Origin of the sequence: Anaerococcus hydrogenalis, from assembly GCF_002871895.1 — a bacterium.
In the GTDB taxonomy this organism is placed as follows: domain Bacteria; phylum Bacillota; class Clostridia; order Tissierellales; family Peptoniphilaceae; genus Anaerococcus; species Anaerococcus hydrogenalis.
Window position 1 is genome coordinate 21,912 of the sequence record NZ_PNHP01000007.1, and the last position, 26,130, is coordinate 48,041.

Consider the following 26,130-nt stretch of genomic DNA (forward strand, 5'->3'; position numbering starts at 1 on the left):
GGGATTTTTCCCGATTCACCACCCATTGGGGACGCTCAATTTTGGAGCTTTTATTCAAAGCTTTATTTTGTTATTACTTTTACAATTTTCTTCTAGATACTTTTAATTTTTCCCCTACAAATCTTTTGCTAAAGCCTAGATTTACTAATTTTTTTCCATATTCAAGTAATTCTTCTCTTTTTAAATTTTTTGCATTTATGTATTTCATTATATAATTTTGAGCATAAATTATATCCTCTTTTGTATCCATCTCTATAGAAAAAAACCTTTCTTTGTGAAAATCATAAAAGTTTTCTTGATTTTCAAAATTATCTCTAACTTTATCTACAAATTCCTTATCTATTGGATAATTAATATTTCTTATAAAAAAATTTTTATATGAAGTAAATTCATACCTACCAAGTTCATTTTCAATCCCTGCAAAAACTGGATTATTATGAATGTATCTTAAAACTTCAAATAATTGCTTATCAGATTTTATCTCTACGGATTTATATCTATTTTGAAATAAGTGACCATTTCTATCATTTACATAATTATAAAATCTTGAATATTTAACATTTATGCTCTTCATTATTTCTGATAAATCATTTACTCCCTTTACATATACCAAAAAATGGGTGTGATTATCCATTATTGTATAAGCATATATTTTCCAATCATATTTTTCGTCAAAATATAAATCTAAAATCATTTCTTTATAAGATTTTCTTGAAAAAATTTTTTCACGATTTATCCCTTTTGTTATTATATGAAAAATATTTCCGTTTTGGATTTTTCTAGCCAAACGAGCCATCGCCTTCTCCTAAAATTTTAAATATGAATTTTATAATACTATTATTTATATACCCAAAGCTTTTAATTGTTATATTATATTTAAAATAATTTAATAAATAAGTGTTCCAATAATGAACGTCCCTAATGGAGTGGGGATAAAAAAATCGGGAAATATTTCCCGATTTCTTAATTGTTTGAATTGTTATTATCTGAACTTGTAAATGATGAAAATAAATCTTTGAAAAATTGTAGAATCTTATCCCAAAGGCCAGATTCTTTTATATCATTTCCAACCTTATCTATATCTTCTTTATTGTCTTGGTAGAATTGTTTTCCTTTTTCTGTAAGATTTCCTGCGAATTTTTTTAGGTTTTCTTCTACATTTTTGCTATCAATTGCTGGACTTTCTTGATATTTTTCAAAATAGTTTACAAGAATTTGTATATTATTATTTGAAAGTATATCCCCCATATTTACATTTTTTAGGGCATCTTGGATAAAAATTTGAATTTGTTTGCTATCTGCTGGTGAGCCATTTTGATCTTTATATTCTTTTAAGTTTTGTTTTACCTCGGCAACTGCTTGGTCAAGTTTATCCTTATCAAAAGATCCATTATCTTGATTTTCATCACTTATTTTTTTAAGTGTTCCAAGTTCTTCTTGGGCTGTTTGGGTACTTTGTGTGTCAACTTTTTCCCCTGATAATTCTATTGCCTTATAAACCCCAACAAGGGCAGATTCTCCTGTTACAACTTTTGGACTTGCAACTTTTATTTGGGCATCTGTAATTCCTGATGTTATTGCTGCATTTGTGTATTGGCTTTGTGTAATTGATGAAATATTTTCTGGTGTTATAATATCTACTTTGATTCCACTTCCTTTTGGAAGTTTTTTTACTGAAACTGATGAAATCATATCGTAGTCATTTGCCCTATAGCCCAAATATTTTTCACAATCAGCCCCGTTTACACTTGCCATATTTATATCGTCTGTTAGTCCTAATTTATCTTTAACTTGGTCGATTTGATTTTGGTTTAAGCCAGTTCCATACATATAAGATTCTTTTGTTGAATCAAAATTTTCATTGGCTTTTGAAGTTTGTGGAATAGTTAGGATTATTGCAAATAATAAGCCTAAAATCCCCTTATTTTTTAATATTTTTTTCATAAATTCTCCCTACAAATTTATAGATTTTCAATTTTTTCTATTAAATTATCAAGGTCTTTTTCATCTAAATCTTCTATTTTCCCTTGGTCAATTAGGCTTGTTATTTCTGGATTTATTGCAAGTTTTGAAACTGTATCAATTCCAAATTTCTCTGCTGTTTTTTCTGTTGATCCTTCTCCAAAAATTTTGTAGATATTTCCAGTATCTGGGGCTTTGAAATATGACATATTTTCAACAAGACCCAAAGTTGTTTTTCCCATCATTTTTGCCATGTTTAATGATTTTTCTACAACCATTCCTACAAGATCTTGTGGGGTTGTAACTGCAACTACCCCATCTATATTTAGGGATTGGAAAACTGTAAGTGGAATATCACTTGTTCCTGGAGGCATATCTATTAATAAGTAATCAATTTCTCCCCAAGCTACATCTGTATAAAATTGTTTTAAAACATTATTTACAATTGATGATCTCCATACAACTGGTGCTGATTTGTCTTGTAAAACTAAGTTTATAGACATGATTTTGATTCCACCCTTACTTTCTGGTGCAATCAAAGTTCCATCTTCAAGGCTTCTTACACTATCTTCTATGCCAAATGCTTGTGGAATTGATGGGCCTGTAATATCTGCATCTAAGATTGCAACCTTGTTTCCATTTTTTGAAAGTTTAGCTGCAAGCATACTTGTTACAGAAGATTTTCCAACTCCTCCCTTACCTGACATAACTGCTATAGTTTTTTTAATTTTTGAACCTTCTTTTGGTTTTATTATAAATTTATCTAAATTCATTTTATTTTCTGTCATTTCTAACTCCTTTCAAGATTTCTAACAAGTATATTATATTATATTTTCAATATTTTTCTATTTGTTAAATCTTTAATTTTCCTAACCTATCTTATAATTAAATTGTGTGGTAAAAAAGTTTATAAATAAATAGGCAATCCTTATATTTTTTCATATAAAAATATAAATATTTATTTGACAAATGTAATTTAAGGATGTATTATTAGCTTAAGATTAAATATAAAAACTTTGAAAAGAAGAGTAGCTAATAAATTATATGCACAGAGAATCTTTACTTGCTGAAAAAAGATCTTATAATCTTAGTGAATAAAGACTTAGAGTTGTATCGAGGATATTTTTGATTCGATATCGTATTTTGCACGTTATAGCAAAGGGGTATAATTTTGTACTTTCTTAATGGATCCTTTGAAAGTATATTTTGTACTTAATAAGGATATTTTTGTGAAAAAATATTAAATTTGGGTGGTAACACGGTCTTCGTCCCTTAGGGATGAGGACCGTTTTTATATTTATTCTTAAAATATGAAAAGAAAATTTTTGGAGGAGAAAATGAAAAAATTACTAAAGTTTCTTATGGCTTTTGTTCTTGCCTTTGTTTTTACAATGGAAATTTCACATGCTGATGAAGATACATTTAAGGTTGGGATGGAAGTAAATTATGCACCTTTTAACTTTTCTCAAGTTGATGATTCTAATGGTGCTGTTGAGATAAAAAATTCTAAGGGTGAGTATGCAAATGGATACGATGTTCAAATTGCAAAAAAAATTGCCAATAAACTTGGAAAAAAACTAGAAATTTATAAGACTGAATGGGATGGACTTCCACCTGCCCTTACTAGTGGAAAAATTGATGCAATTATTGCAGGTATGAGTCCTACTGCTGAAAGAAAAAAAGAAATTGACTTTACTAATTCTTATTATGTTTCAGATTTGGTTGTTGTTTTGAAAAAGGATTCTCCTTTTGCAAAGGCAAAATCTTTAAAAGATTTTAAGGATGCAAAACTTACTGGTCAATTAAATACTTTCCATTACACAGTTCTAGATCAAATTGACGGACTTAATAAGCAATCTGCTATGGAATCATTCCCTTCAATGATTTCTGCTACAAAATCAGGAAATATTGACGGCTATGTTTCAGAAAAGCCTGGTGCAATGTCAGCAGTTTCTGCAAATAATGACTTAAGATATGTAGAATTTGAAAAGGGCAAGGGCTTTGAAACTTCATCAGAAGATACTTCAATTGCTGTAGGTCTTAGAAAAAATTCTCCTATGAAAGATGAAATTAATAAAATCTTATCTGAAATGAATAGCAAAGATCAAGATAAAATCATGGAAGAGATGGTAAAGCTTTCTGAAAATGATGGAGAAAAACTTTCATTTTTTGGACAAATGAAAGAAATTTGGAATGAATATTCTTCCCTCTTTATAAACGGAATCTTTTCAACACTCTTTATTTCAATTATTTCAACAATAATAGGATTTTTTATAGGCCTTGTAGTTGCAGTTATTAGAAAAACAAATGTTGATAAAAATAAAAATATTGTTGGATATATCTTACAAAAAATAATAAACTTTATTCTTGCTGCCTACATTGAAATATTTAGGGGAACTCCTATGATGGTTCAAGCTATCCTAATTTTTTATGGGGCAAAACAATTTTTGGCAATTGATATGTCAACTATGCTTGCAGCCTTTATAATTGTTTCAATTAATACTGGAGCATATTTAGCAGAAGTTGTAAGAGGTGGAATTAATTCTGTTGATGAGGGACAATTTGAAGCTTGTAAGGCTCTAGGAATGACTCACTCACAAACCATGTTTAATGTGGTAATTCCTCAAACTATAAAATCAATTTTACCTGCTATTGCAAATGAATTTGTAGTAAATATAAAAGATACATCAGTATTAAACGTAATCAGTGTAACAGAATTATTCTTTGTTTCAAAATCTATAGCAGGTTCAACTTATCAAATTTTCCAAACATATTTGATAACAGCTATAATTTATTTTATCCTAACCTTTGTAACAACAAGAATTATCTTGTTACTTGAAAGAAGACTAAATAACAAAGAATTTGTACTTGAATCTGCAACAGGAGGACTCAATGCCTAGTATAATTAAAGTAAATAATTTAGAGAAAAAATTTGGACAAAATTTAGTTTTAAAAGATATAAATATTGAAGTTCAAAAAGGAGAAGTAGTTACAATAATAGGATCATCAGGATCAGGAAAATCTACCCTTTTAAGATGTTTAAACCTATTAGAAGAGCCAACAAGTGGAAAAATTTTATACAAAGATGAAAATATTTTAGAAAAAAAATTCGACCTTAGGGCTTATAGGACAAAAGTTGGTATGGTTTTTCAAAATTTTAATTTATTTGAAAACAAAACAGTTTTGGAAAATTGTACCCTAAGCCAAGAAAAAGTTTTGAAAATTTCAAAGGACAAGGCCCAAGAAAAGGCCAAAAAATTTCTTAAACTTGTTGGAATGGACCAATATGTAAACGCAAAACCATCACAAATTTCTGGTGGACAAAAACAAAGAGTTGCCATAGCAAGAGCCCTTTGCATGGATCCAGAAGTTTTATTATTCGATGAGCCAACAAGTGCCCTTGATCCAGAAATGGTTGGAGAAGTTTTGGAAGTTATGACAAAACTTGCCAAAGAGGGAATTACAATGATTGTTGTAACTCACGAGATGGACTTTGCAAGGGAAGTTTCAACTAGGGTTTTGTTTATGAATGAAGGAATAATTTTAGAAGATGGATCTCCAGAAGAGATTTTTACAAATCCAAAAAATCAAAGGACCAAAGATTTCTTAAAAAGATATATGGGATAAAAGCAGGATTTTTCTGCTTTTTATTTTGCCTAAATTTAGTATAATAAAATAAAAAAAGGGGAAATTATGGAAAATAAATTAGTAGAATTATTAGATAAAGAATCATCCTTTGCCTATGGATTTTTATTATATGAAGATTATGAAAAAATTTTGATAAATAACCTAGATGACCAAGGAAGGTTTGATGGTTATACTTTGATTTCAAAAGACTTGGTCCAAATAAATGAAAAATCAGATTTTTTAAAAAAATTAAAGATTTACAATGAATACTGGAAGTCAATAAGTATAGGAAAATCTGATAGCGAGGTTTTTAAAAATGAGCCTGATTTCTATAATATTATAAAATACGCTAAAGATAATAAAAAAATAATAAATATAGGAAAAAATTTAGATTACTATGAATTAATTTGTGGATATGTAAGAGAATCAGATGAAAATTATGCCATAATTGATGCAGTTGATCAAAATTCGGGAGAAATTTACGATGAATTTGAAATTGATATTAAGAAAATAAAATATATAGAAGTTGAATCGATAGATAACATTTTGCTTAATTTTGTTAATAAACAATAAGCTTGGAAATATTATTTTGTAAATATTTATTCGAATAATTTTAGATTTTTGACTTAATAAATAAAGAGATCTCTCCACTCTCTATGGTCAATCGAGATGGGTTATTTATAGATATTTTTTATTGCTAAAGTTTAAATTTAATTATGCTTTTTTATTTATTTTTAGATTTACACTTATTTCGCCTAGTTGAGATGGTTATTAGCAGATATTTTTAATTTTATAAAGTTTTTTTATTATTTTCATAAAAAATTCACCCATCTAGAGCTATGTCGAGAGATCTCTTTGGTTCAACTTATCTTTAAATTTAACTCTTTTTTTGAGATTTATTCGCAAGTTCAAGATGGGAAATTTTTTATATCCTATAATTCTTGAATTTTTTCTTTTAAATCAAGGCTTGTTTGGTAAACATCATTTGCATCCATTATTGCCCTGACCACACAAATTCCATCAGTATTTGAACCTTTTAAAATTTCAACATTTTCAATATTTAATCCACCTATTGCATATACATCAATATCAACTGCCTCTTTTATTTTCTTGAAAGTTTCAACTGAGGTTCTTTTAGTTTTTACGTGAGTTTTTGTTTCAAAAATCGCCCCAACACCCAAATAATTAGCCCCATCTTCTTGGGCTTTTTTTGCAGCTTCTACTGATTTTGCAGTAGCTCCAATTAGGGCTTTTTCTCCCAAAAGTTTTCTACAAAGTGAAATTGGCATATCATCTGCCCCCACATGGAGACCACATCCAAGAGTCCAGGCAAGGTGGGGCTTGTCATCAATTAGCATAGGAATATTATATTCATCGCAGATTTTTTTAACTTTTTTTCCCAAATTTAAAATCTCAAGGTCTGTTTTTTCTTTCTCCCTTAATTGAAGGATATCAACTCCACCTTTTATAGCATCTTCTATTCTTTTTAAAAATTCTTCTTCAGTATATTTATCTGAATTTGTTACCAAATATAATTTTTTCAAAATTTTCCCTCTCTTATTTTTGCTCTTTTACAAATTTCATCATCACTAATAATAGAAATATTATCCATCAAATTTACAAAAAAGCTATAAAGCTCTTTCCTATCAGAAATTTCCCCAGAAATTTCCAAAATCAAAAGTCCCAAAATCGAAGCTTCTATAGGGTTTGTAACTGATAAAAAAGTTGAAATTAAACTTGTTAGCATACAACCTGTAGCTGTGATTTTTGATAGATTTTCACAACCATTTTCTATCAAGAAATATTCTTTTTCACCTACTAAAATATCAGTTTTTCCAGTAATTAAAACACTAGTTTGATATTTTTGACAAAGATCTTTTGAAATTTCAATAAATTTTTCAATATTTTCTCCATTTGTTTTGTCTTTTTCTCCAACATCAATTCCTTTGGCATTTGAATCATTTCCACTAATAGCTAAAATTTCTGACCCATTTCCCTTTATTAGGGAAAATTTATAATTTTCTAAAAGTTTTTTAGCAAAGTCATACCTTAGCTTGCTAGCTCCAACTCCAACCAAATCAATAATTACAGGAATATTTTTTTTATTTGCAAATTTTACAGCAAGCTCAATTGATTTTATCCTTGAATCTGTAATATTTCCAAGATTTACCGATAGAGAGTCAGAAATTTTTACTATATCTTCCATTTCATCAGGATGTTCGGCACAAATTGCCTTGGCTCCTTGAAATAAAATAGCATTTGCTACCATATTTATGGCTATTGGATTTGTAATGGCATGGATTAAGGGAGATTTTTCCCTTACTAAATCTCTATTTGATAGAATTTTTCTTAGATTTATCATATACATTTACTCCTAGTTTTTTTTGTATGGTATACAAAACTTTTGATTTTTGTAAAGTTTTTAAAAAAATTAGGGCAACAGATCCTCCCAAAATTGTTGCAATTATAAATGATGGAAGGTAAAAATACCAAGTTATATCCCCTGTTCCATAAAATAATTTCATTACAGGATAAGAAACAAGAGCACCTATTACTCCAGTTCCAATAATTTCTCCAATAACAGCTGCTAGCAAGGATCCCTTGGATTTTCTGTAAAAAATTCCAGATAAGACTGCCCCAAAGACTTGCCCTGTTATGGCAAGAGGAGGAATCCCAAGAAAACTCATTCTCAAAAAGGCAGTTATTAATCCATTTAAAAGTGAATACCAAGGGCCCAAGAAAACTGAACAAACAATATTTACAAAATGAGCTGTAGGTGCAAAGCCTTCGAATCTTAAAATTGGTGAAATAACAACTCCAATTGTAACAAACATTGAAAGAGTAAGCATAATAAGAAGTGAATTGTTTTTTTTCATAAATCCTCCTAAACATTTATATAATCAGTAAAAACTGGGCTCATACCTATTGATTTTAAATCTTTTATAGCATCCTCACAAGACCTATTATCTGCAATTTCAAATTGTTCGTCCCCTTCGTCTTGGGATTTTTTGGACCTGTGACCTATTGATGTATCTACTGATGCAGAAATTTTTGTTGCTGCATATTTTACTGCCAAATTTCTAAAATCACGGTCTTCTCTTGTTGAAAGAGTTATTGAGGCAAATGGTAAAAATATTCTTAGGGCAAGCATAATTTGGAAAAATTTCTTATCATTTACTTCAAAAAATTTAAGTTCATCTGCCCCGTGAGTTGGTCTAATCCTTGGAAGAGAAATAGCTATTTCTGCGTGAGGATATTTTTTTTGAATTTTTTGGGCGTGAAGACCTAGTTTGAAGGCTTCTTCTATTGGATCATTTAATCCAAATAAAGTTCCAAATCCAACTCCCCTAAATCCTGCCATCATTGCTCTTTCTTGAGTGTCAATCCTATAAACCCAAGATCTTTTGTAGCCGTATGGATGATAAAAATCATATGTTTTTGGATTGTAAGATTCTTGAAAAACTGTAACAAAATCTGCCCCTGCCTCTTTTAATTTTTTATAATCAGAAACATTTGCAGGATAAACTTCAATTCCTATTGTTTTAAAATATTTTTTGGCAATTTGGCAAGCTTTAGCAATATAGTCTACTGATGAAAATTTTTGACTTTCTCCTGTTAAAATCAAAACATCTTCAATTCCAGTATCTGAAAGAGCCTTCATTTCTTCTTCAATTTCTTCAAAATTTAATTTTGCCCTTTTTATATCGGATTTTGCCCTAAATCCACAATACCTACAAGAATTTTCGCAATAATTTGCTATATAAATCGGTGAGAAAAGACAAACATTATTTCCAAAATATCTGACCCTCTTATCTTTTGCAAGCTCTCCCATTTTTTCTAAATGATTTAAGGCCTTATCAGATAAAAGATTATAAAAATCTTCTTCATCAAGTCTTTCTTTTTCTAAACTTGAAAGGATATCAGCGTCGCTTACATTTTTATTTTTAATTTTTTCGTAATTATCTAAAACTTCGGTTTTTATATTTGAATCGATTATATCCATTTCTGGAAAATAATCTGTAACTTTTTTTATATTCATCTTAATCAAAAAAATCCCTTAATGGTGATGATGGATCAGCACCAGATTCTAAAACCCTGCCTGGTTTTGAAAGTCTTGCAAGACGTCCTGCTTCAATTCCAAGTTTAAAAGCTCTTGCCATCATTGTAATATCAGATGCGCTAGCAATTCCTGTATTTGCCATAATTGCAGCAGCTCCCATTTCCATTGCCTCTGCAGCTTGACTTGGAAGGCCAATTCCTGCATCAACAATTACTGGAAGGTCAACTTCATCAATAATTATTTTTATAAATTCTTTTGTAACAAGTCCCTTGTTAGATCCAATTGGAGCTGCAAGTGGCATTATAGCAGCAGCTCCAGCCTCTTTTAAATCTCTTGCATAATTTAAATCTGGATACATATAAGGAAGAACAATAAATCCTTCATCAGCCAAAACTTTTGTAGCCTTCAAAGTCTGATCATTATCTGGCAAAAGATATTTGCTGTCTCTCATAATTTCAATTTTTACAAAATTTCCGCAGCCCATTTCTCTTGCAAGTCTTGCAATTCTAATTGCCTCATCAGCATTTCTTGCCCCAGAAGTATTTGGAATAATTGTAACGTGTTTTGGTATATAATTTAAAATATTTGCCACATCTTTTGTGTTTGCTCGTCTTAGAGCAACTGTAATCATTTCACATTCTGCGTTTTTTACAGCAGCATCAATTAAATCCACAGAATATTTTCCACTACCAAGAATAAATCTTGATTTAAATTCTTTTCCACCTAGTATAAATTTATCTTCCATAATAATCCTTCCTTATTTTTTTCAAACACTCAAGAGCCTCAAGACTTGCCATGATTGATACATAGGCAAGATAAAGCCCATCATTTTTTGCGTCCGATTTGAAATCACCAACCATAGTGATATTATTTATTTTTTTTACCTTAATATCTGAAATATCCCCAAGTCCTGCCATGCCCGATGCAGTAAAAAGAAATTTATTTTCTTTTTTTGAAAAATAATCAAAGGCCATGACCTTGGACTCTTTCTTATCAAAAGCTTCTATAAAATAATCTGTTTTTCCAACAATTTCATCCATATTTTTTTCGTCCAAATACATATTTTTTGCATGAACTTTTGTATATGGAATAGTTTCTTCGATTATTTTTTTTGTTGCTAAGACTTTTTCTTTGCCTATATCAGAAATTTTATAATTTTGCCTGTTTAAATTTGAATATTCAACCTTGTCAAAATCATACAAATAAATTTCTCCAATGCCTGCCCTTGCCAAAATCATGGCAACATTTGAGCCAAGTCCCCCACAACCTAAAATTGAAACTTTAGAATTTTTAAATATTTGGTTATCATCATTTTTTTGTCTTTTTAAAATTTTATCCCTTAAATCCAAATCAACCTCCTCCAACAAAGGAAAAAACTTCCACCTTGTAGCCATCTTTTACAAGAAAATTTTTAAAATTTTCTCTTTTTACAAGCTCTTGGTTGACTTCAACAGCCACAAAATGAGGATCAAATTTATTTTCTTTTAAAAATTCATACAAGGAAATTTCATTTTTTATTTTTACTTCCTTGCCATTTATTAAAACCATATTCACCTCCTAAAAAAAAGAACACAAATAGAAACCATACCCGAGGTGGTATGCCCCATTTGTGTTCGACACATAGATAAATAGACATTTGTAAGGATCAAAAAAAAGACCCTTCACTAGGGTCTTTAAACTTCTTTTAATAATCATCGCTTTCTTACGCAGGTTTTAACCTAATCAAGTTTAAAGGGTTAATGGAAATTCCATCTCTCAGCTAAAAGCACCCCTAGCTATTTTTATTATAGGACAAATTTATTTAATTTGCAAAATTTTTTAATTCTCCTTGTTTTTTTGAAGGACCTTACAGTATTTGAACAAATAAATAGGCGAAATTAAAGTTGCAAGACTATTATAAAATCCAAAATTTGGAATCCATGAACTTAGCTTATTTTCATCTTCTCTCATTTGAATAGTTTTACAAGGTAGGGTTGTAAAAAATGCAAGACTTGCATAAATTAAGATTAGGTATTTTACAAAAATATTAAGATTGTACCTATCTAATAAATAATAAAGTCCCCAAGTAAAAAATCCTGCAATTAAAAAAGATAATATTCTAACAAGGATAAAAGCCTTGGAAGAATTCTTAGAATCTACATCTTGTTTTAATATAAATTTAAAATAATTTTTTAAAATATTCATCTTCCCTCCCCTTTTAGAATATCATCTTTCAAGATTTGGGACAAATTACCTTTCATCCATTGATAAATATTTTTTTGCTTGACTTAAAGACTTGTAGGCAGGTCTTATTATTTTTGAATCTTCAATTTGTTCAAGTCTGTGGGCTGACCAACCAACTGTTCTTGCTATGGCAAAAATTGGAATATATAAATCTTTTGGAATATCTAGCATTTCATAGCAAAATCCTGAATATAAATCTACATTTGCACAAATTGGATAGGATTTATTTAATCTTTCCATCAAAATTTCTCCCCCATTTTTTTCAATTTTTTCTATAAATTCATAATCTTTTTGCCTATTTTTAATTTTTGAAAGCTCTCTTGCCTTCTCTTTTAATAAAACTGCCCTTGGATCTGAAAGGGTATAGACTGCATGGCCCAAACCATAAATCAACCCCTTTTGGTCAAAGGCCTTTTTGTCCAAAATTTTCTCCAAATAATTTCTTATTTCTTTTTCATCTTCTAAATTTTTTAAATTTCCCCTAATATTATCAAGCATTTGACTTACTTTTAAATTTGCTCCCCCATGTCTTGGTCCTTTGAGAGAACCAAGACCTGTGGAAATTGCAGAATATGTATCAGTTCCTGATGATGAAACAACGTGGGTTGCAAAGGCAGAATTATTTCCTCCTCCGTGTTCTGCATGGATTATTAATAATAAATCCAAAATTTCTGCCTCTTCTTTTTTATATTTTTGGTCTGCCCTTAACATAGAAAGAATATTTTCAGCAATAGACTTATTTTTATCCTCCTTATGAATTATTAGGGATTTTCCTTCAAATTTATGAATTTTTGCTTGGTAGGAATAAATTGCTATAAGAGGCATTTTTGAAATTAAAGAAAGTGATTGAGACAAAACATTTAAAGTATTTGTATCATCAGGATTTTCATCGTATGAATAAAGAGAAAGGACTGACCTCATCATTATATTTACAATATTATTTCCTGGAAGATTTAGGATTGTATCTTCAAAAAATTTATCTGGAAGCTTTCTTTCTTCAACAAGGATATTTTTAAAATCCTCGAGTTCTTTTTTATTTGCAAGTTTATTAAATAATAAAAGGTAGATCACTTCTTCAAAGCCAAGTCTTTTTTTCTTATTAAAATCAGCCACCATAGAAGTTAAAGGATAGCCCCTATAATAAAGCTCACCATGACATGGAATTTTTTCTTTATTTTTAATTTTATAGCCTGATACATCACCAACCTTGGTCACTCCAACCAAGACTCCAGTACCATTTTTATTTCTAAGCCCTCTTTTTATAGAATATTTATCGTAAATCTCCTTTTCAATTGTATTTTCTTTTTTAATTTGCCAAGAAAGTTCTATTAATTTTTCCTTATTCATAATCATCTCCCAAGTTTTTAATTATAGCTTGTGTTATCTCATCTAAGCTAGCCTCTCCTTTCAAATCTCTTGTGTGGTTTTTCTTATTCTCCATGGTTTTTTCAATGGATAATCTTAATTTTTTAGATAAATTTTCCTCTCCTATGTCATCAAGCATAAGGGATGCTGTAAGTAAAATTGCTATAGGATTTGCCATATTTTTCCCAGCAATATCAGGAGCAGATCCATGTACAGACTCATAAATTGATATATCCTCTCCTTTATTTACTCCAGGAACTAAACCGAGTCCACCGACAAGGCCAGCTGCTAAATCTGACAAAATATCCCCATACAAATTTTCAGTAACAATGACGTCAAATTTATTTGGATTTTGTACCATTTGCATGGCAGTATTATCAACCAAAAGCTCTTCAAATTCTATATTTGGGAAAGATTTTGCAATTTCTCGTCCCACATTTAAAAACAAACCATCAGTAAATTTCATTATATTTGCCTTGGTAACTATGGTAACTTTTTTCCTATTAAATTTTCGGGCATATTCAAATGCTGCCCTTATAATTCTTTCAGATTTTTTCCTTGTAATTACCTTTATTGAATGAAATTCGTCATCAGATATTTTTTCTTCAAGTCCCATATATAAGTCTTCAGTATTTTCCCTGAAAATCACCATATCGACATTTTCATATTTTGTATTTATATTTTTTATTGATTTAATTGGCCTAATATTTGCAAAAAGATCATATTTTTTCCTAAGTTCAACATTAATTGACCTAAAACCATGACCAATTGGAGTTGTAATTGGACCTTTGATGGCAATTTTATTTTTTTCAATTGATTTAAAAACTTCATCTGGTATAAAGGTCTTCTCTTTTTCAAAAACGCTGGCTCCAGCATTTACTTCTTCAAATTCAACCTTTGAGCCCAAGGCCTTTAAAATTTTTTTCATAGAATCGCAAATTTCAGGACCGATTCCATCTCCCTTTATCAAAGTTACTTTCATAATCACTCCAATTCTAAATTTTTGGCATAATTTAAATAGCCACCCATTTTTAATATTTCAATTTCCCTTTTAGAAAATTCTCCCTTAAGGTTAATTTTTATGCCCTTGTCCAAATCTTCTAAAATAAATTTTCCACTTTCTAAAGACTTATCTATATTTTTTATTTGAATATTATCAAATTCAGATAATTTATCATAATCTTTTTCATTTTCAAATTCTAATGATAAAATTGCATTATTTATCAAATTTGACCTGTGGATTCTTGCAAAAGATTTGGCAATAACTGCTTTTATATTTAAATAAAGAGGAATGAGGGCTGCGTGCTCTCTTGATGAGCCTTGGCCATAATTTATGCCTGCAACAATTACTCCTCCAGAATTTTCCTCTGCTCTTTTTTTGAAATCATCGATTTTTGTTGTAAAGGCAAATTCTGATAAATATTCTATATTTGACCTAAATGGTAAAAGTCTAGCATTTGATGGGCAAATATCATCAGTCGTAATTCCGTCGCCCGCCTTATAAATTATTTTTGTATTTATTTCAGAAACAGGCCTTGCCTTTGGAAATGGCTTGATATTTTTTCCCTTTACAGTTTCTTTAACTCTTTTTGATAAATCTTCTTCTCTTTTTATATAATAGGCGTCAGTATGATCAAAAATAATATTATCGTCAAAATCTTTTTTAAAATGAGCGTCTTTTGGATTTGATATGTAGCCATTTATGGCAGAAATCGCACAAGTTTCTGGACTTGCAAGATAAATTTTGGCATCTCTTGTGCCAGATCTTCCCTTAAAATTTCTATTAAAAGATCTTAGAGAAACTCCACCAGCTTTTGGAGCTTGGCCCATGCCTATACATGGCCCACAACCTGATTCCAAAATCCTCGCTCCTGCCTTAATCATTTTTGCAAGGGCCCCGTTTTCTGATAATTTTTCCAAAATTGTGGCAGAGCCAGGAGAAATTACAAGGGAAACATCAGGATGAACTTTTTTTCCATCAAGAATTGATGCAACCTTCATCATGTCCATGTAGGATGAATTTGTACAAGATCCGATTGCAACTTGGTCGATTTTTATTTTCTCCATTTCAGAAATTTTTTGATACCTGTCTGGAAAATGAGGCTTTGCCACAGCAGGTTCGATTTTTTCCAAGTCAATTTCCATGACTTCATCATAAAAAGCATCCTCATCTGCCTCTAATTTTTTATAATGATCTTTTCTGTTTTGGCTTGTTAAATATTTTAAAGTATTTTCATCTGACGGGAAAATTGAAGTCGTTGCCCCAAGTTCTGCTCCCATATTACAAATTGTCGCCCTATCAGTTACAGACAAAGATTTTACACCTTCCCCTGAATATTCCATTATGTATCCTGTTCCACCTTTGACAGATAATTTTCCCAAAATATATAAAATCAAATCCTTGGCGTTTACATAATCTTTCAAAGAATTTTTAAGTTTTATATTATAAATTTTTGGAACCTTTACAAAATAAAATCCCTTTGCCATAGCAACAGCAACATCAAGACCCCCTGCCCCAATTGCAATTTGACCAAGGGCTCCGCCCATTGGGGTGTGAGAATCTGAACCCAATAAAGTTTTTCCAGGCTTTCCAAATTGTTCCAGATGAACTTGGTGGCAAATTCCACAACCTGCTTTTGAAAAAGTTATACCAAATTTATTGGCAGCTGATTTTATAAATTCATGGTCATCAGCATTTTCAAATCCTTCTTGCAAAATATTGTGGTCTATGTAGGCAAGAGATTTTTCAGTATTTACATCTTCAATATCCATAGCTTCAAGTTGCAAATAAGCCATGGTTCCCGTAGAATCTTGGGTTAAAGTTTGATCAATTTTAAGAGCAATTTCATTTCCACTTTTAAGCTCACCTTGTAGGAGGTGATCTTGTAAAATTTTCATAGCTAACGATTTTTTCATTAATAACTCCTTCACTTTAATATATTATTGTAATAATTATACACTGAAGTAAAATAATTTCCAAAAAAAATATCCCACAAATTGTGAGATAAAATTAGAATTTCAAATAGTAAAAGTTAAAAATCAAAATATCTATTAATGATGATTCGAAGAAAAAATAAACAAAAATTAAAGTCAATAAAAGAGATCTCTCCACAAGGTCGAGATGGTAATGGTTTTATATTCTTCATTACTAAAGAAAATTTTAAATTCAAGATTTTTAAATCATTAAAATTTATTTATTCGTAAAATCAAACAAAAAACAATCCATCTCGAGCAGATAAATGTACCTTGATTTGGTACATTTATCCCTGAAATTAGTGCAGATTTATAACCGTTGATTTCGGTCATAAATCCTGAAAACTAGTGCGAAAGCACGGAGGAATTTGCGAAGCAAATGAGTTTTCATAAGCACGGTAAAGTTTGCAAAACAAACGAATTTCAGTAGTCGAGAGATCTCTTAATTAATTTTGCTAATAAAAAAATTCATGGGAAATTTCATTCTAAAAAATCCCATGAATTTAACCTACATATTCTTCGTCTTATTAAATGAAGCCTCAACAGCCTTTATTAATCCTGCCCTAAAATTATTTTCTTCCAAGGCCTTGACTCCTTCTATTGTTGTTCCTTTTGGACTTGTTACCTTATCTTTTAAAAGTCCTGGATGGTCTTTTGATTCTTGCATTAATTTTGCAGAGCCTATTATAGTTTGGGCAATTAATTTATAAGAAATATCCCTTTTTAAGCCACAAAAAACAGCCCCATCAGATATGGCTTCCATAAATAAATCTACAAAAGCAGGAAGACAACCATTTATAATACTTGCCGCATCAAATTGATTTTCGTCAATTTTTATGGCCTTACCAAAGGATGAAAAAATTGCTAAAACATTTGAAAATTCTTCTTCACTTACTTTTGAATTTGGGCAAAGAATTGACATACCTTCACCAACAGATGCAGGAGTATTTGGCATGGTCATAACAATTTTTTTATCAGATCCCAATAAATTTTCAAGTTTTTCAAGAGTAAAACCTGCTGCAATTGAAATAAATACTTTATTATCCAATAAATCTTTAATCTCATCTATTACATCCTCATAATAATTTGGTTTAACTGCCAAGATTATATAGTCAGAATTTTCTATAACTTCCCTATTTTCCATAATAGAGACATCTTTGTCCTTAAAAAATTCTAAATTAGATCCCCTATTAGACAAAAAAAGTTCATTTTTACCCAAAAGACCTTTAGCAATAGCAAAACCCATATTGCCAATGCCGATAACACCAATTTTCATATTTCCTCCTTATAGAAAAATATATTATTTATCTTAAAATTTATTAATGTATTAAAATTATTCTTCGTTATGTTAGGGCGGAGGAAATGGGGGAGTTTCGATTCTCCCCCTTTTTCCTCCCCCTAACGACCCCCACTTTTTGCCCCCCCTGCAAACGACCATTGCATGGAGCTAGTTAGGTAAGAAGCTGACGCTTCTTTCAAGTTTTTATATGCTGATAGCTATTTAAAAATAATTATAAATTCTAGTGAATTATTAGAGAAAAAATTGTTTGAACTTTAGTGAGTTATTTTTTCTCTTTTAATGAACTTTGAATTTATTTATTTTGGGTATTTATTTTCATTATATTTGAATTATCAATTTAAAAACTGAAAGAAACTTTAGTTTCTTTCTAATTTTTGCTCCCTGCAAGGGCCGGTTAAGGGGTTATAAAGATGGGGGTTCTTAGGGGGAAGGAAAAAGGGGACAATCGGAAGTCCCCTGTTCCTTCCGCCCTAAGAAATCGAAGTATTAACTAAATATAACAATTTATTACAAGAAAAAACCTAAATTTCTAAAATAATCTTTAAAAAGATTATTCCCTAATTTGCCCTTCTCCCAAAATTACATATTTATAAGTTGTAAGTTCATTTAATCCAACTGGTCCTCTTGCATGAAGTCTTTGAGTTGAAATTCCTATTTCTGCTCCAAAGCCAAATTCTGAACCGTCTGTAAATCTTGTTGAGGCATTTACATAAACGCAAGCTGAGTCAACTTGGTTTACAAATTTATTTGCCTTATCTATTTTTTCTGTGATTATTGCATCAGAATGTCCTGTGGAATATTTATAAATGTGGTCTATTGCTTCATCTATATTTTGAACTTCTTTTACTGAAAATTCGTAGTCTAAATATTCTTTTCCATAATCTTCATCGCTTGCAGGCATTGCTCCTTTTATTTTTTCTATCGAATTTTTGCAAGCATGGACTTTTAATTTGTATTTTTCTACTATTTTATTTAGTCCATCATAAAAACTTTGGTCTATATCCTTATGAACGACCAAGCTTTCAAGGGCATTGCACACTCCTATTCTTTGGGTTTTGCCGTTTTCAAATATTTTTAAGGCTTTTTCAATGTCAGCATATTTATCAACATATAAGTGGCAATTTCCCACTCCTGTTTCAAGAGTTGGTACACTTGCATTTTTTACAACTGCATTTATCAAAGATGCAGACCCTCTTGGAATTAATAAATCTACATAGCCATTTAATTGCATAAGTCCTGTTGATGAGTCCCTACTTGTATCATCAATTATTTGGACAATATTTTCATCAAAGCCTGTATTTTTTATTCCTTCTCTGATAGCTTTTGCTATTGCAAGAGAAGAATTTATAGCTTCTTTTCCACTTCTTAAAATTATGGTATTTGATGATTTTATAGCAAGAATTGATGCATCCAAGGTTACATTTGGTCTAGCCTCATAAATCATTGCCAAAGATCCTATTGCAACTGATTTTTTTCCAAGCAAAAGTCCATTTTCAAGAGTTCTCACATCTGTCATTTTTCCAATTGGATCTGGAAGTTTTATCATTTGATCAATCGATAAAATCATTGAATCAATTCTATCATCATCAAGTTTTAGCCTATCAAGAAGGCCTTCTGCCATATTATTTGAAAGGCCCTTATCATAATCTTTTTTATTAGCAGCAAGTATATTTTGTCTATTTTCTTCTAGAGAAATTTTTATATTTTCTAAAATTTTATTTTTATCTTTTGTTGAAAGCTTTACAAAATCTTTTTTTGCCTTTTTGGAAAGCTCTCCCATTTTAATTAGTTTTTCTTTTAAAGATTGTTCCAATTTCTTCACCTTTCACAATTTTTCTTATATTTTTCAAATCATTCGAATTTGCAATTATAGTATCAATTCCTTTTTCCATACAAAGGTTGGCCGCATTTATTTTTGTAGCCATTCCACCAGTACCTATATTTGAATAAGAATCTTTTCCCATTGCCCTTAATTTTTCATCAATTATATTAACTTCCTTAACTAATTTTGCATCCTTGTTTATCCTTGGATCATCAGTATAAAGCCCATCAATATCTGATAAAAGCATTAATAAATCTGCATCTACTAATCTTGCTACAACTGATGATAGGGTATCATTATCCCCAAAATCTATTTCGTAAGTTGAAATCGTATCATTTTCATTTACAATTGGAATAACTCCCATTTCCAACAAGTCGTTTATGGTATTTTTTGCATTAACATTCATAACCTTGTCGGTTTCTACCATTCTTGTAAGAAGAATTTGCCCAATAGAATAACCATATTCTGCAAAGGCTTTTAGGAAAGTATTCATCAAAGTTACTTGACCAACAGCAGCTGTAGCTTGTTTCTTACTTATATCATTTCTCGGTCTTTTAACATTAAGTCTATTAGATCCTGTTGCTATAGCTCCTGATGAAACCAAGATAACTTTGATTCCTTTATTTTCTAAATTTACAATTTCCTTGGCCAAATCTTCTATTCTTTCGATATTTACTCCACCGTTTTCGTGGCTTACGGAAGAAGATCCAACTTTTATAACTATTTTTTTTAATTCATTACTAAATTCTCTCATATTTTTTCACCATCTTATATTTTATAAGAAAAAATAAAATTTAGCAATTTAAAACACCCTTTTGGGGTGTTTTCGATAATAAAGCATTTTTTTAGGATATCTTAAAATAAAATGACTCCATTTATCTACAAATTTATTTTAAATTTTATACTTTTTGTACGGTTTTACCTCGATTATCCTATGGTCATTGCTAGCTTTCTATTGTACATATTCATTATCTTATCAAAAAATAATCCTACAAAAATATTTACACCTGCTGTTGGTATAACTAAGCTTACAAACATTAATCCTAATCCCATACCTTCAGGAAGGGCTCCTGCTAGGTTCATCAATGATAAAAATACAAGACCAGAAATTGATGTTCCTAAAAAATATAAAGATCCAATTGTAAAAATATTTTCCATATTTATTTTTTCCAAAAATTTAACAGCTACATATACAAACAAGGATGAAATAATCTTATCTACAAAATTTGGTAAAAATCCTCCCGGTGCATTTGTGGTAATTCCTGCCAAAATTCCCCCAGCTACCCCAACTAGAAGGGCAGTTTTCAAATCCTTATTTAAAATTATAATTGTAAATACGCACACTAGCATAAAATCTGGCTTTACCATTCCTACAAAGCCTGGTATCAAGTGAAGTATTGTTCCTATAGCAAGTAAAAATGACGCTTGTGTTATTGTTCTTGTTTTCATTATTTTCTCCTTATTAAAATTTTCAATTAAAAAAACCATCTGCTCCATGAAGGAGCAAATGGTTAAATTCGCGGTGCCATCCTTTTTATATAAAAATAAATATTTATGTAAAAATAAATAAAATATTACACATCTTAATTCTGATACTAATTTAAAATAATTTCATATCATATCCCTATAACGTGGGAAGACGGCCTAGACTACTATTTTTCACCCGAGCACTCTCAGATCCATTCGGTTTTAGATCTTTACTTGCTTCCACCACACACAAGCTCTCTATAAAAGATTTATAAAACTTACTTACCTCTGATCAAAGTTTTATTTTTATTTTCTAACTTATAAGTTGTTTTTATTATATATCGCTTTATTATCTTTGTCAAATGCCTTATTAAAGTCAATATAAGAGCCCATAAATTCAAAATCCTTAGCATTTTCCTTTAAAAAATCTAATAGAATTCTTATTTTTTTTTCCCTAATAGAGCCCTCAAAATCAAAATAAAAGATAAATTCAAAGTCAGATCCTGGAATTGGTGATGATTCTAGTTTTGTCATATTTACATCCAAAATTTTAAATTTTTCCACTATATCAAACAAGGACCCTGGCCTATCAAGAGCCTTTAATCTTACAGAAATTTGATCTGCCTTATCATAAATTTTTAAATCTTTTCCTACAATTATAAATCTGGTGTAATTATTTGAAACATTTTGTATGTTTTCATCTAGAATTTTAAGTCCATAAAGATTTGCACAAAATTTTGAACCAATAGCAGCAAGTTTTTTATCATTTTTTTCCTTGACATATTTTGCAGCAAGGGCCGTATTATAATATTCATTTTGGATAAATCCGTGCTCAAGTGTATACTTTCTACATTGACCCAAGGCTTGGGGATGGGAGTAAACTTCTTTTATATCAGAAATTTTTGAAAAAGAATTTCCTAGTAAATAATGCCTTATATCGAGCTTATAATTTCCTAAAATATAAAAATTTCTCTCAAGCATCAAATTATAAACTTCCTTAACAGATCCATAAGAAGAATTTTCCAAGGGAAGGATTCCAAATTGACAAAAATTTTCATCAATCGCATCTAAAATTTGGTCAAATCTCTTAAAATATTTTATATCTCCTTTTGGAAAAACAATATGGCCAACCTGGTCAGCATAAGAGCCCTTGGCTCCTCCAAGTGCAATTTTCCCAAAATTCGGAAAATTTTCACTTATAACTTTTTTCTCCAAATATTTAGAAAAATCTCCTGGATATTTTTTTAATAGGAAGTCCCTGTATTTTTCTTTTAAGATTAAATCTAGTTTTCTTAAATCCTCAACTTCTATATCTTCTTCTAATTCTTTTAACAAATAATCTTTATTCATATAAGTAATCCAATACTGTAAGGGCGAGTATTGCCTCTCCAATCGGCGGAGTTCTTAGGGCAAGGCAAGGATCGTGGCGGCCTTTTATCAAAAGGTCTTTTTCTTTTTTCTCCCTTATAGAAAATGATTTTTGATTTTTAGAAATTGATGGAGTTGGCTTAAAAATCAAATCAAAAACTACAGGCATGCCATTTGTAATTCCTCCTACAATACCTCCTGCATTATTGGTTCTAGTTTTTACCTTACCATTTTCAAGCTCGAATTGGTCGTTGTGGGCTGAACCTCTCATATTTATAGAATTTAGGCCCTCGCCAAAAGAAATTGCCCTAAGGGCAGGAATTCCAAAAGAAAGATAGGAAATTTTTGCCTCAAAAGAATCAAATAAGGGATCTCCCAAGCCTTGGGGAATATTTTCTCCAAAAACTTGGCAAATTCCACCAATAGAATCCCCCTCACTACTTACATCTTCCAATAATTTTCTAATTTCCTCTTCCTTTTTTTCATCCAAAACAGGAATTTCTTTTTGAGAAATTTTTTCCAGTTCATCCATAGGAGGATTTGCTAAATCAAGGTTTTTATCATAAATTCCACCAATATTTTTAATTCTTGATGCAATTTTTATATTTTTTTCTTCTAAAATTTGTTTTGCAATCCCTCCTGCCAGGCAAAATGGGGCAGTTAGCCTTCCAGAAAATGGACCTCCCCCATTCATATCCATATCTTTTCCGTATTTTATAAAACTTGTATAGTCAGCGTGAGATGGCCTTGGAATATCGTTTAAATTGTTATAATCCTTAGATTTAAAATTATTATTTTTTATAAGGGCTGTTATAGTCTTTGAAATTATTTTATTTTCTCTAAGACCCGAAATGAAAATTGCCCTGTCAGCCTCTTTTCTTTTTGTAGTAAATCTTGATTTTCCAGGAGCCCTTCTTTGCATAAAGTCATCAAGCTTTACCATATCAATTTCAAAACCTGGTTTTACATTATCAATTACCACCCCCATATATTCTTGGTGGCTTGATCCAAAAATAGTAACTTTTAAATTTTTTCCAAAGCTTTGACCCATTTTAGATTTCCTTTCTCAAGTCGTGGATTTTTTGGCTTGCCTTTAAAATTTTATCAAAATCATCTGGCACTACGCATTGGGCCCCATCAGAAAATGCTTTTGCAGGATTTTCATGAACTTCAATCATTAGTCCATCTGCCCCAACAGCTGCTGCAGAAAGGGATAAATCTTTTACATATCTTGAAATTCCTGCTGCGTGAGATGGATCGAGTATTACAGGAAGGTGAGTTTTTTCGTGTAAGAAAGGAACTGCTGTAACATCTAAAGTATTTCTTGTTGCTGTTTCAAAAGTTCTAATTCCTCTTTCGCAAAGTATAACTTTTGTATTTCCCCTACTCATAATATATTCTGCCGCCATCAATAATTCTTCATAGGTAGCAGAAAGTCCTCTTTTTAATAAAATTGGTTTATCAGTTTCACCAAGGGCTTTTAATAAATCAAAATTTTGCATATTTCTTGCCCCAACTTGTAAAATATCTATATCATCAAAATATTTTAATTGGTTAATTTCCATAATTTCTGAAACAAGGGCAAGGCCTGTCTCTTCTTTTGCCTTTACAAGGTAATCAATAGCTTTTTTTCCGTAACCTTGGAAAGAGTATGGGCTAGTTCTTGGTTTAAAAGCCCCTCCCCTTAAAATTGTAGCCCCAGATTTTTTAATTTTTTTGGCAATCGATACAACTTGGTCTTCGCTTTCAACAGAACATGGGCCTGCCATATAAACAAAAGATCCTCCCCCAATTTGTGTTCCATTATCAAGAGTGATTATTGTATCTTCTGGATGAAATTTTCTATTTGCTTTTTTGTAAGGTTCTTGGATTCTTATAACATCATCAACGATTTTTTTTGACTTCATATCTTCTTTTGAAACCTTGGAAGTATCTCCCAATAATCCCAAAATGGTTGTGTTTGATCCAACAGCCTTACTTACCTTAAGATCCATTTCTTCAATTTCTTTTATAAGATCTTGAATTTCATTTTCCTTTGCGCCATTTTTTAATTTAATAATCATAATTTTCTCCTATTCTTTTCTAAACAACAAAAAAGCTTCTTGGCTATTACCAAGAAGCTCGATTCTAAAAAAACTTAAAGTGTTTTAGGATTTTGCACATGATAAATAGCCTTACTTTTTGAAAAAGTAAAGTTAAAAAAGTAAAAGCTAATTTGTGCAAGACTTAAGTTTTTCATTTTTTTCTCCTAATGTTTTAAATTTTTTTATATTATAGCACAGAATTTTTCTATAGTAAAGTTTAATTATTATGTGAATTCATAATTGCTTCTGTTAATTTTGGTATAACTTGTTTTTTTCTTGATAAGACACCTGGTGCTGAAATTGTTCCATTTTTTACCTTATTTCCAAAAACATTTTCTATATCACTTAAATAATTTCCCACAACCAAAAGTTCAGATTTTTGGTTAAAAATATCTGTAAGTACAAGAACGAAGGTATTTTCTCCTTTAGAATTTATTTTTTCTCTCATTAAAGATGTTAATTTATCCTTTATTGGATCGAGCTCTTCTGGATTCATGGTCATAACTTGGCCAACCCTGATCTTGTCATCCCCAATTGTAAAGGCCTTTACATCCCCATCAATCAAATCTTCAGGAGACCTATTTTTTAAACTTGTTCCAGCCTTAAACATCTTTAGGGCAAATTCTTCTGGATTTATATCTGCAATTTTTGTAAGCCTATTTAAAACTCTCTTGTCAGTTTCTGTTGTTGTTGGTGACCTAAATAAAAGAGTATCAGAAATTATGGCAGCTGAAAGAAGGCCTGCTATTTCTTTTGTAGGTCTTATTCCTGATTCAAAAAACATTTTAGCAACAATTGTTGCAGTAGAACCTACAGGTTCTGCCCTAAAAAATAGGGGTTGGTTTGTAACAACATTGGCAACTCTGTGGTGGTCAATTATTTCAATAATATCTGCATAGTCAATATCATCAACAGATTGGTTTCTTTCGTTGTGGTCAACCAAAATTAATTTTTTCTTTTCATCAGAAATCAAATGGTATCTTGAAATAGCTCCTAAAACTTTTCCCCTAGCATCTATTATCGGATAAGACCTAAATCTTGTTTTTCCCATAACTTCACGAACAGTATCAACTGTATCTTCTGGTGAAAAATAAACCAAGTTTTCTGTACTCATTACATTTGCAATTGGCACTGCCATTGGCAAAAGCCTTGCTGTCATAAAGGTATCATACTCGGTAGAAATAATTGTAATATTATTTTCCTCTGCCTCTTTTATTAATTCTTCTTTCATGGTTGAACCATTGGTTAAAATTATTAAAGAAATATTTTTCTTTATCAAATATTCTTGGGCTTCAAGCCTATTTCCAGTAATTACAAGATCTCCATCCCCAACTAAGGAATTTTTTGGTGAATCTTTTTCATTCATGGCATAAACCATCATTTTTCCTGTAAAGGCCATTGGATTTTTAGGACTTACTATTAATTTTGCAGATAAGATATCTACAATATTTTCAATCGGTGTGTGGGTTCTTCCAATAATCCTATCATCCCAAACTTCCATATAGGAATGGGTCAAATTTGAAAGAGATGCAACCCCAATTAATTTTTCATCATCATCCACTACAAAAAGAGAATTTAATTTGTTTTCTTGGATAATTGACCAGGAATTTCTAATTGGCAAGGATTCATCAACGTTATAAGAATTATCATAGTCTATATCTTTTATTTGAAGTTTCATTGAATCCTTATGTAAAGGTGCCTTAACTCCAAAATAATCAAGAACAAATTGAGTTTCTTGGTTGACATGTCCAAGCCTAATTGGGATGGCATTTGTGTGACCTAGTCTGTTTTTTAAATTTGCATAAGCAAGGGCTGAGCAAATAGAGTCAGTATCTGGATTTTTGTGACCTGTAACATAAACTGTTTGTTTCATAATACC

At 30.5% G+C, this 26,130-nt stretch carries 25 protein-coding genes, 1 riboswitch and 1 other annotated feature; of the genes, 3 read left to right on the plus strand and 22 right to left on the minus strand.

Translation table 11 applies throughout. The features are described from left to right. Nucleotides 1–79: 79 nt before the first annotated feature. The 3 genes from CJ192_RS08375 to CJ192_RS08385 all read right to left on the minus strand — a co-directional run bounded on the left by CJ192_RS08375 (nucleotide 80) and on the right by CJ192_RS08385 (nucleotide 2,750). On the minus strand, nucleotides 80–796 hold the full coding sequence (locus CJ192_RS08375; RefSeq protein ID WP_102198458.1) for a transposase: 717 nt from the start codon (nucleotides 794–796) through the stop codon (nucleotides 80–82). A gap of 167 nt (nucleotides 797–963) precedes the next feature. Next, nucleotides 964–1,944, minus strand: coding sequence for a DUF1002 domain-containing protein (locus tag CJ192_RS08380; protein WP_102198459.1), 981 nt, complete (start codon nucleotides 1,942–1,944; stop codon nucleotides 964–966). Between the two features lie 17 nt (nucleotides 1,945–1,961). Then, on the minus strand, nucleotides 1,962–2,750 hold the full coding sequence (locus CJ192_RS08385) for an Mrp/NBP35 family ATP-binding protein (RefSeq protein WP_102198460.1): 789 nt from the start codon (nucleotides 2,748–2,750) through the stop codon (nucleotides 1,962–1,964). A 549-nt stretch (nucleotides 2,751–3,299) separates the two neighbouring features. On the opposite strand from CJ192_RS08385, the gene CJ192_RS08390 reads away from it, so the two are divergent. From CJ192_RS08390 to CJ192_RS08400, 3 genes are all read left to right on the plus strand, one after another. Then, nucleotides 3,300–4,862, plus strand: coding sequence for an ABC transporter substrate-binding protein/permease (locus tag CJ192_RS08390; protein WP_102198461.1), 1,563 nt, complete (start codon nucleotides 3,300–3,302; stop codon nucleotides 4,860–4,862). Continuing rightward, nucleotides 4,855–5,589: an amino acid ABC transporter ATP-binding protein gene (locus CJ192_RS08395; RefSeq protein WP_102198462.1), complete on the plus strand. Its 735-nt coding sequence runs from the start codon at nucleotides 4,855–4,857 to the stop codon at nucleotides 5,587–5,589. Before CJ192_RS08390 ends, CJ192_RS08395 begins: the two co-directional genes overlap by 8 nt. Before the next feature lie 66 nt (nucleotides 5,590–5,655). Further along, entirely contained in the window at nucleotides 5,656–6,162 is a 507-nt protein-coding gene (locus tag CJ192_RS08400; protein WP_102198463.1) for a hypothetical protein, read from the plus strand. Between the two features lie 359 nt (nucleotides 6,163–6,521). Here the strand turns inward: CJ192_RS08400 and thiE are convergent, their stop codons facing one another. The 19 genes from thiE to CJ192_RS08495 form a co-directional block, all read right to left on the minus strand. Further along, nucleotides 6,522–7,133, minus strand: a complete 612-nt coding sequence (thiE, locus tag CJ192_RS08405) for a thiamine phosphate synthase (RefSeq protein ID WP_004817702.1) — start codon at nucleotides 7,131–7,133, stop codon at nucleotides 6,522–6,524. Next, nucleotides 7,130–7,951, minus strand: a complete 822-nt coding sequence (gene thiM, locus CJ192_RS08410; RefSeq protein WP_004817725.1) for a hydroxyethylthiazole kinase — start codon at nucleotides 7,949–7,951, stop codon at nucleotides 7,130–7,132. Before thiM ends, thiE begins: the two co-directional genes overlap by 4 nt. After that, complete coding sequence (gene thiW / locus CJ192_RS08415; protein WP_004817727.1) at nucleotides 7,920–8,465, minus strand: energy coupling factor transporter S component ThiW; 546 nt, start codon at nucleotides 8,463–8,465, stop codon at nucleotides 7,920–7,922. Before thiW ends, thiM begins: the two co-directional genes overlap by 32 nt. An 8-nt stretch (nucleotides 8,466–8,473) precedes the next feature. Then, nucleotides 8,474–9,628 (minus strand): 2-iminoacetate synthase ThiH, encoded by a 1,155-nt coding sequence (thiH, locus tag CJ192_RS08420; RefSeq protein ID WP_180960901.1) that lies wholly within the window; start codon nucleotides 9,626–9,628, stop codon nucleotides 8,474–8,476. Between the two features lies 1 nt (nucleotide 9,629). After that, the gene (locus tag CJ192_RS08425; protein ID WP_102198465.1) at nucleotides 9,630–10,394 is read right to left on the minus strand and encodes a thiazole synthase; all 765 of its coding nucleotides are present in this window, start codon (nucleotides 10,392–10,394) and stop codon (nucleotides 9,630–9,632) included. Next, the gene (thiF, locus tag CJ192_RS08430; RefSeq protein WP_102198466.1) at nucleotides 10,384–10,998 is read right to left on the minus strand and encodes a sulfur carrier protein ThiS adenylyltransferase ThiF; all 615 of its coding nucleotides are present in this window, start codon (nucleotides 10,996–10,998) and stop codon (nucleotides 10,384–10,386) included. Before thiF ends, CJ192_RS08425 begins: the two co-directional genes overlap by 11 nt. Nucleotide 10,999: 1 nt before the next feature. Beyond that, on the minus strand, nucleotides 11,000–11,197 hold the full coding sequence (thiS, locus tag CJ192_RS08435; RefSeq protein WP_004812827.1) for a sulfur carrier protein ThiS: 198 nt from the start codon (nucleotides 11,195–11,197) through the stop codon (nucleotides 11,000–11,002). Between the two features lie 134 nt (nucleotides 11,198–11,331). Further along, a riboswitch (TPP riboswitch) is annotated at nucleotides 11,332–11,432 on the minus strand. A gap of 35 nt (nucleotides 11,433–11,467) precedes the next feature. After that, the gene (locus CJ192_RS08440; protein WP_004812828.1) at nucleotides 11,468–11,833 is read right to left on the minus strand and encodes a hypothetical protein; all 366 of its coding nucleotides are present in this window, start codon (nucleotides 11,831–11,833) and stop codon (nucleotides 11,468–11,470) included. Nucleotides 11,834–11,878: 45 nt separating this feature from the next. Next, nucleotides 11,879–13,219: a citrate synthase gene (locus CJ192_RS08445; RefSeq protein ID WP_004817698.1), complete on the minus strand. Its 1,341-nt coding sequence runs from the start codon at nucleotides 13,217–13,219 to the stop codon at nucleotides 11,879–11,881. Next, the gene (locus CJ192_RS08450; protein WP_004812830.1) at nucleotides 13,212–14,219 is read right to left on the minus strand and encodes an isocitrate/isopropylmalate dehydrogenase family protein; all 1,008 of its coding nucleotides are present in this window, start codon (nucleotides 14,217–14,219) and stop codon (nucleotides 13,212–13,214) included. The genes CJ192_RS08445 and CJ192_RS08450 overlap by 8 nt, the downstream gene beginning before the upstream one ends. Nucleotides 14,220–14,221: 2 nt before the next feature. Further along, entirely contained in the window at nucleotides 14,222–16,153 is a 1,932-nt protein-coding gene (locus CJ192_RS08455; RefSeq protein WP_102198467.1) for an aconitate hydratase, read from the minus strand. A 565-nt stretch (nucleotides 16,154–16,718) separates the two neighbouring features. Continuing rightward, nucleotides 16,719–17,486: a pyrroline-5-carboxylate reductase gene (gene proC, locus CJ192_RS08460; protein WP_004817707.1), complete on the minus strand. Its 768-nt coding sequence runs from the start codon at nucleotides 17,484–17,486 to the stop codon at nucleotides 16,719–16,721. 574 nt (nucleotides 17,487–18,060) lie between these two features. Further along, nucleotides 18,061–19,323, minus strand: coding sequence for a glutamate-5-semialdehyde dehydrogenase (locus CJ192_RS08465; protein ID WP_004817200.1), 1,263 nt, complete (start codon nucleotides 19,321–19,323; stop codon nucleotides 18,061–18,063). After that, a complete protein-coding gene (proB, locus tag CJ192_RS08470) occupies nucleotides 19,292–20,086 on the minus strand; it encodes a glutamate 5-kinase (RefSeq protein ID WP_004812834.1) in 795 nt (264 codons plus the stop codon). The genes CJ192_RS08465 and proB overlap by 32 nt, the downstream gene beginning before the upstream one ends. A 173-nt stretch (nucleotides 20,087–20,259) precedes the next feature. Next, nucleotides 20,260–20,781 carry a tryptophan transporter gene (locus CJ192_RS08475; RefSeq protein WP_004812835.1) on the minus strand — a complete coding sequence of 174 codons (522 nt, stop codon included), beginning with the start codon at nucleotides 20,779–20,781 and terminating at the stop codon, nucleotides 20,260–20,262. A 47-nt stretch (nucleotides 20,782–20,828) separates the two neighbouring features. Beyond that, nucleotides 20,829–21,104: a binding site (T-box leader), on the minus strand. Between the two features lie 13 nt (nucleotides 21,105–21,117). Then, a complete protein-coding gene (locus CJ192_RS08480) occupies nucleotides 21,118–22,149 on the minus strand; it encodes a prephenate dehydratase (protein WP_004814253.1) in 1,032 nt (343 codons plus the stop codon). Next, nucleotides 22,142–23,218 carry a chorismate synthase gene (aroC, locus tag CJ192_RS08485; protein WP_102198468.1) on the minus strand — a complete coding sequence of 359 codons (1,077 nt, stop codon included), beginning with the start codon at nucleotides 23,216–23,218 and terminating at the stop codon, nucleotides 22,142–22,144. Before aroC ends, CJ192_RS08480 begins: the two co-directional genes overlap by 8 nt. 1 nt (nucleotide 23,219) lies before the next feature. Beyond that, entirely contained in the window at nucleotides 23,220–24,230 is a 1,011-nt protein-coding gene (aroF, locus tag CJ192_RS08490) for a 3-deoxy-7-phosphoheptulonate synthase (RefSeq protein ID WP_004814258.1), read from the minus strand. 238 nt (nucleotides 24,231–24,468) lie between these two features. Then, nucleotides 24,469–26,124, minus strand: a complete 1,656-nt coding sequence (locus tag CJ192_RS08495; protein ID WP_102198469.1) for a putative manganese-dependent inorganic diphosphatase — start codon at nucleotides 26,122–26,124, stop codon at nucleotides 24,469–24,471. Nucleotides 26,125–26,130: the final 6 nt, after the last annotated feature.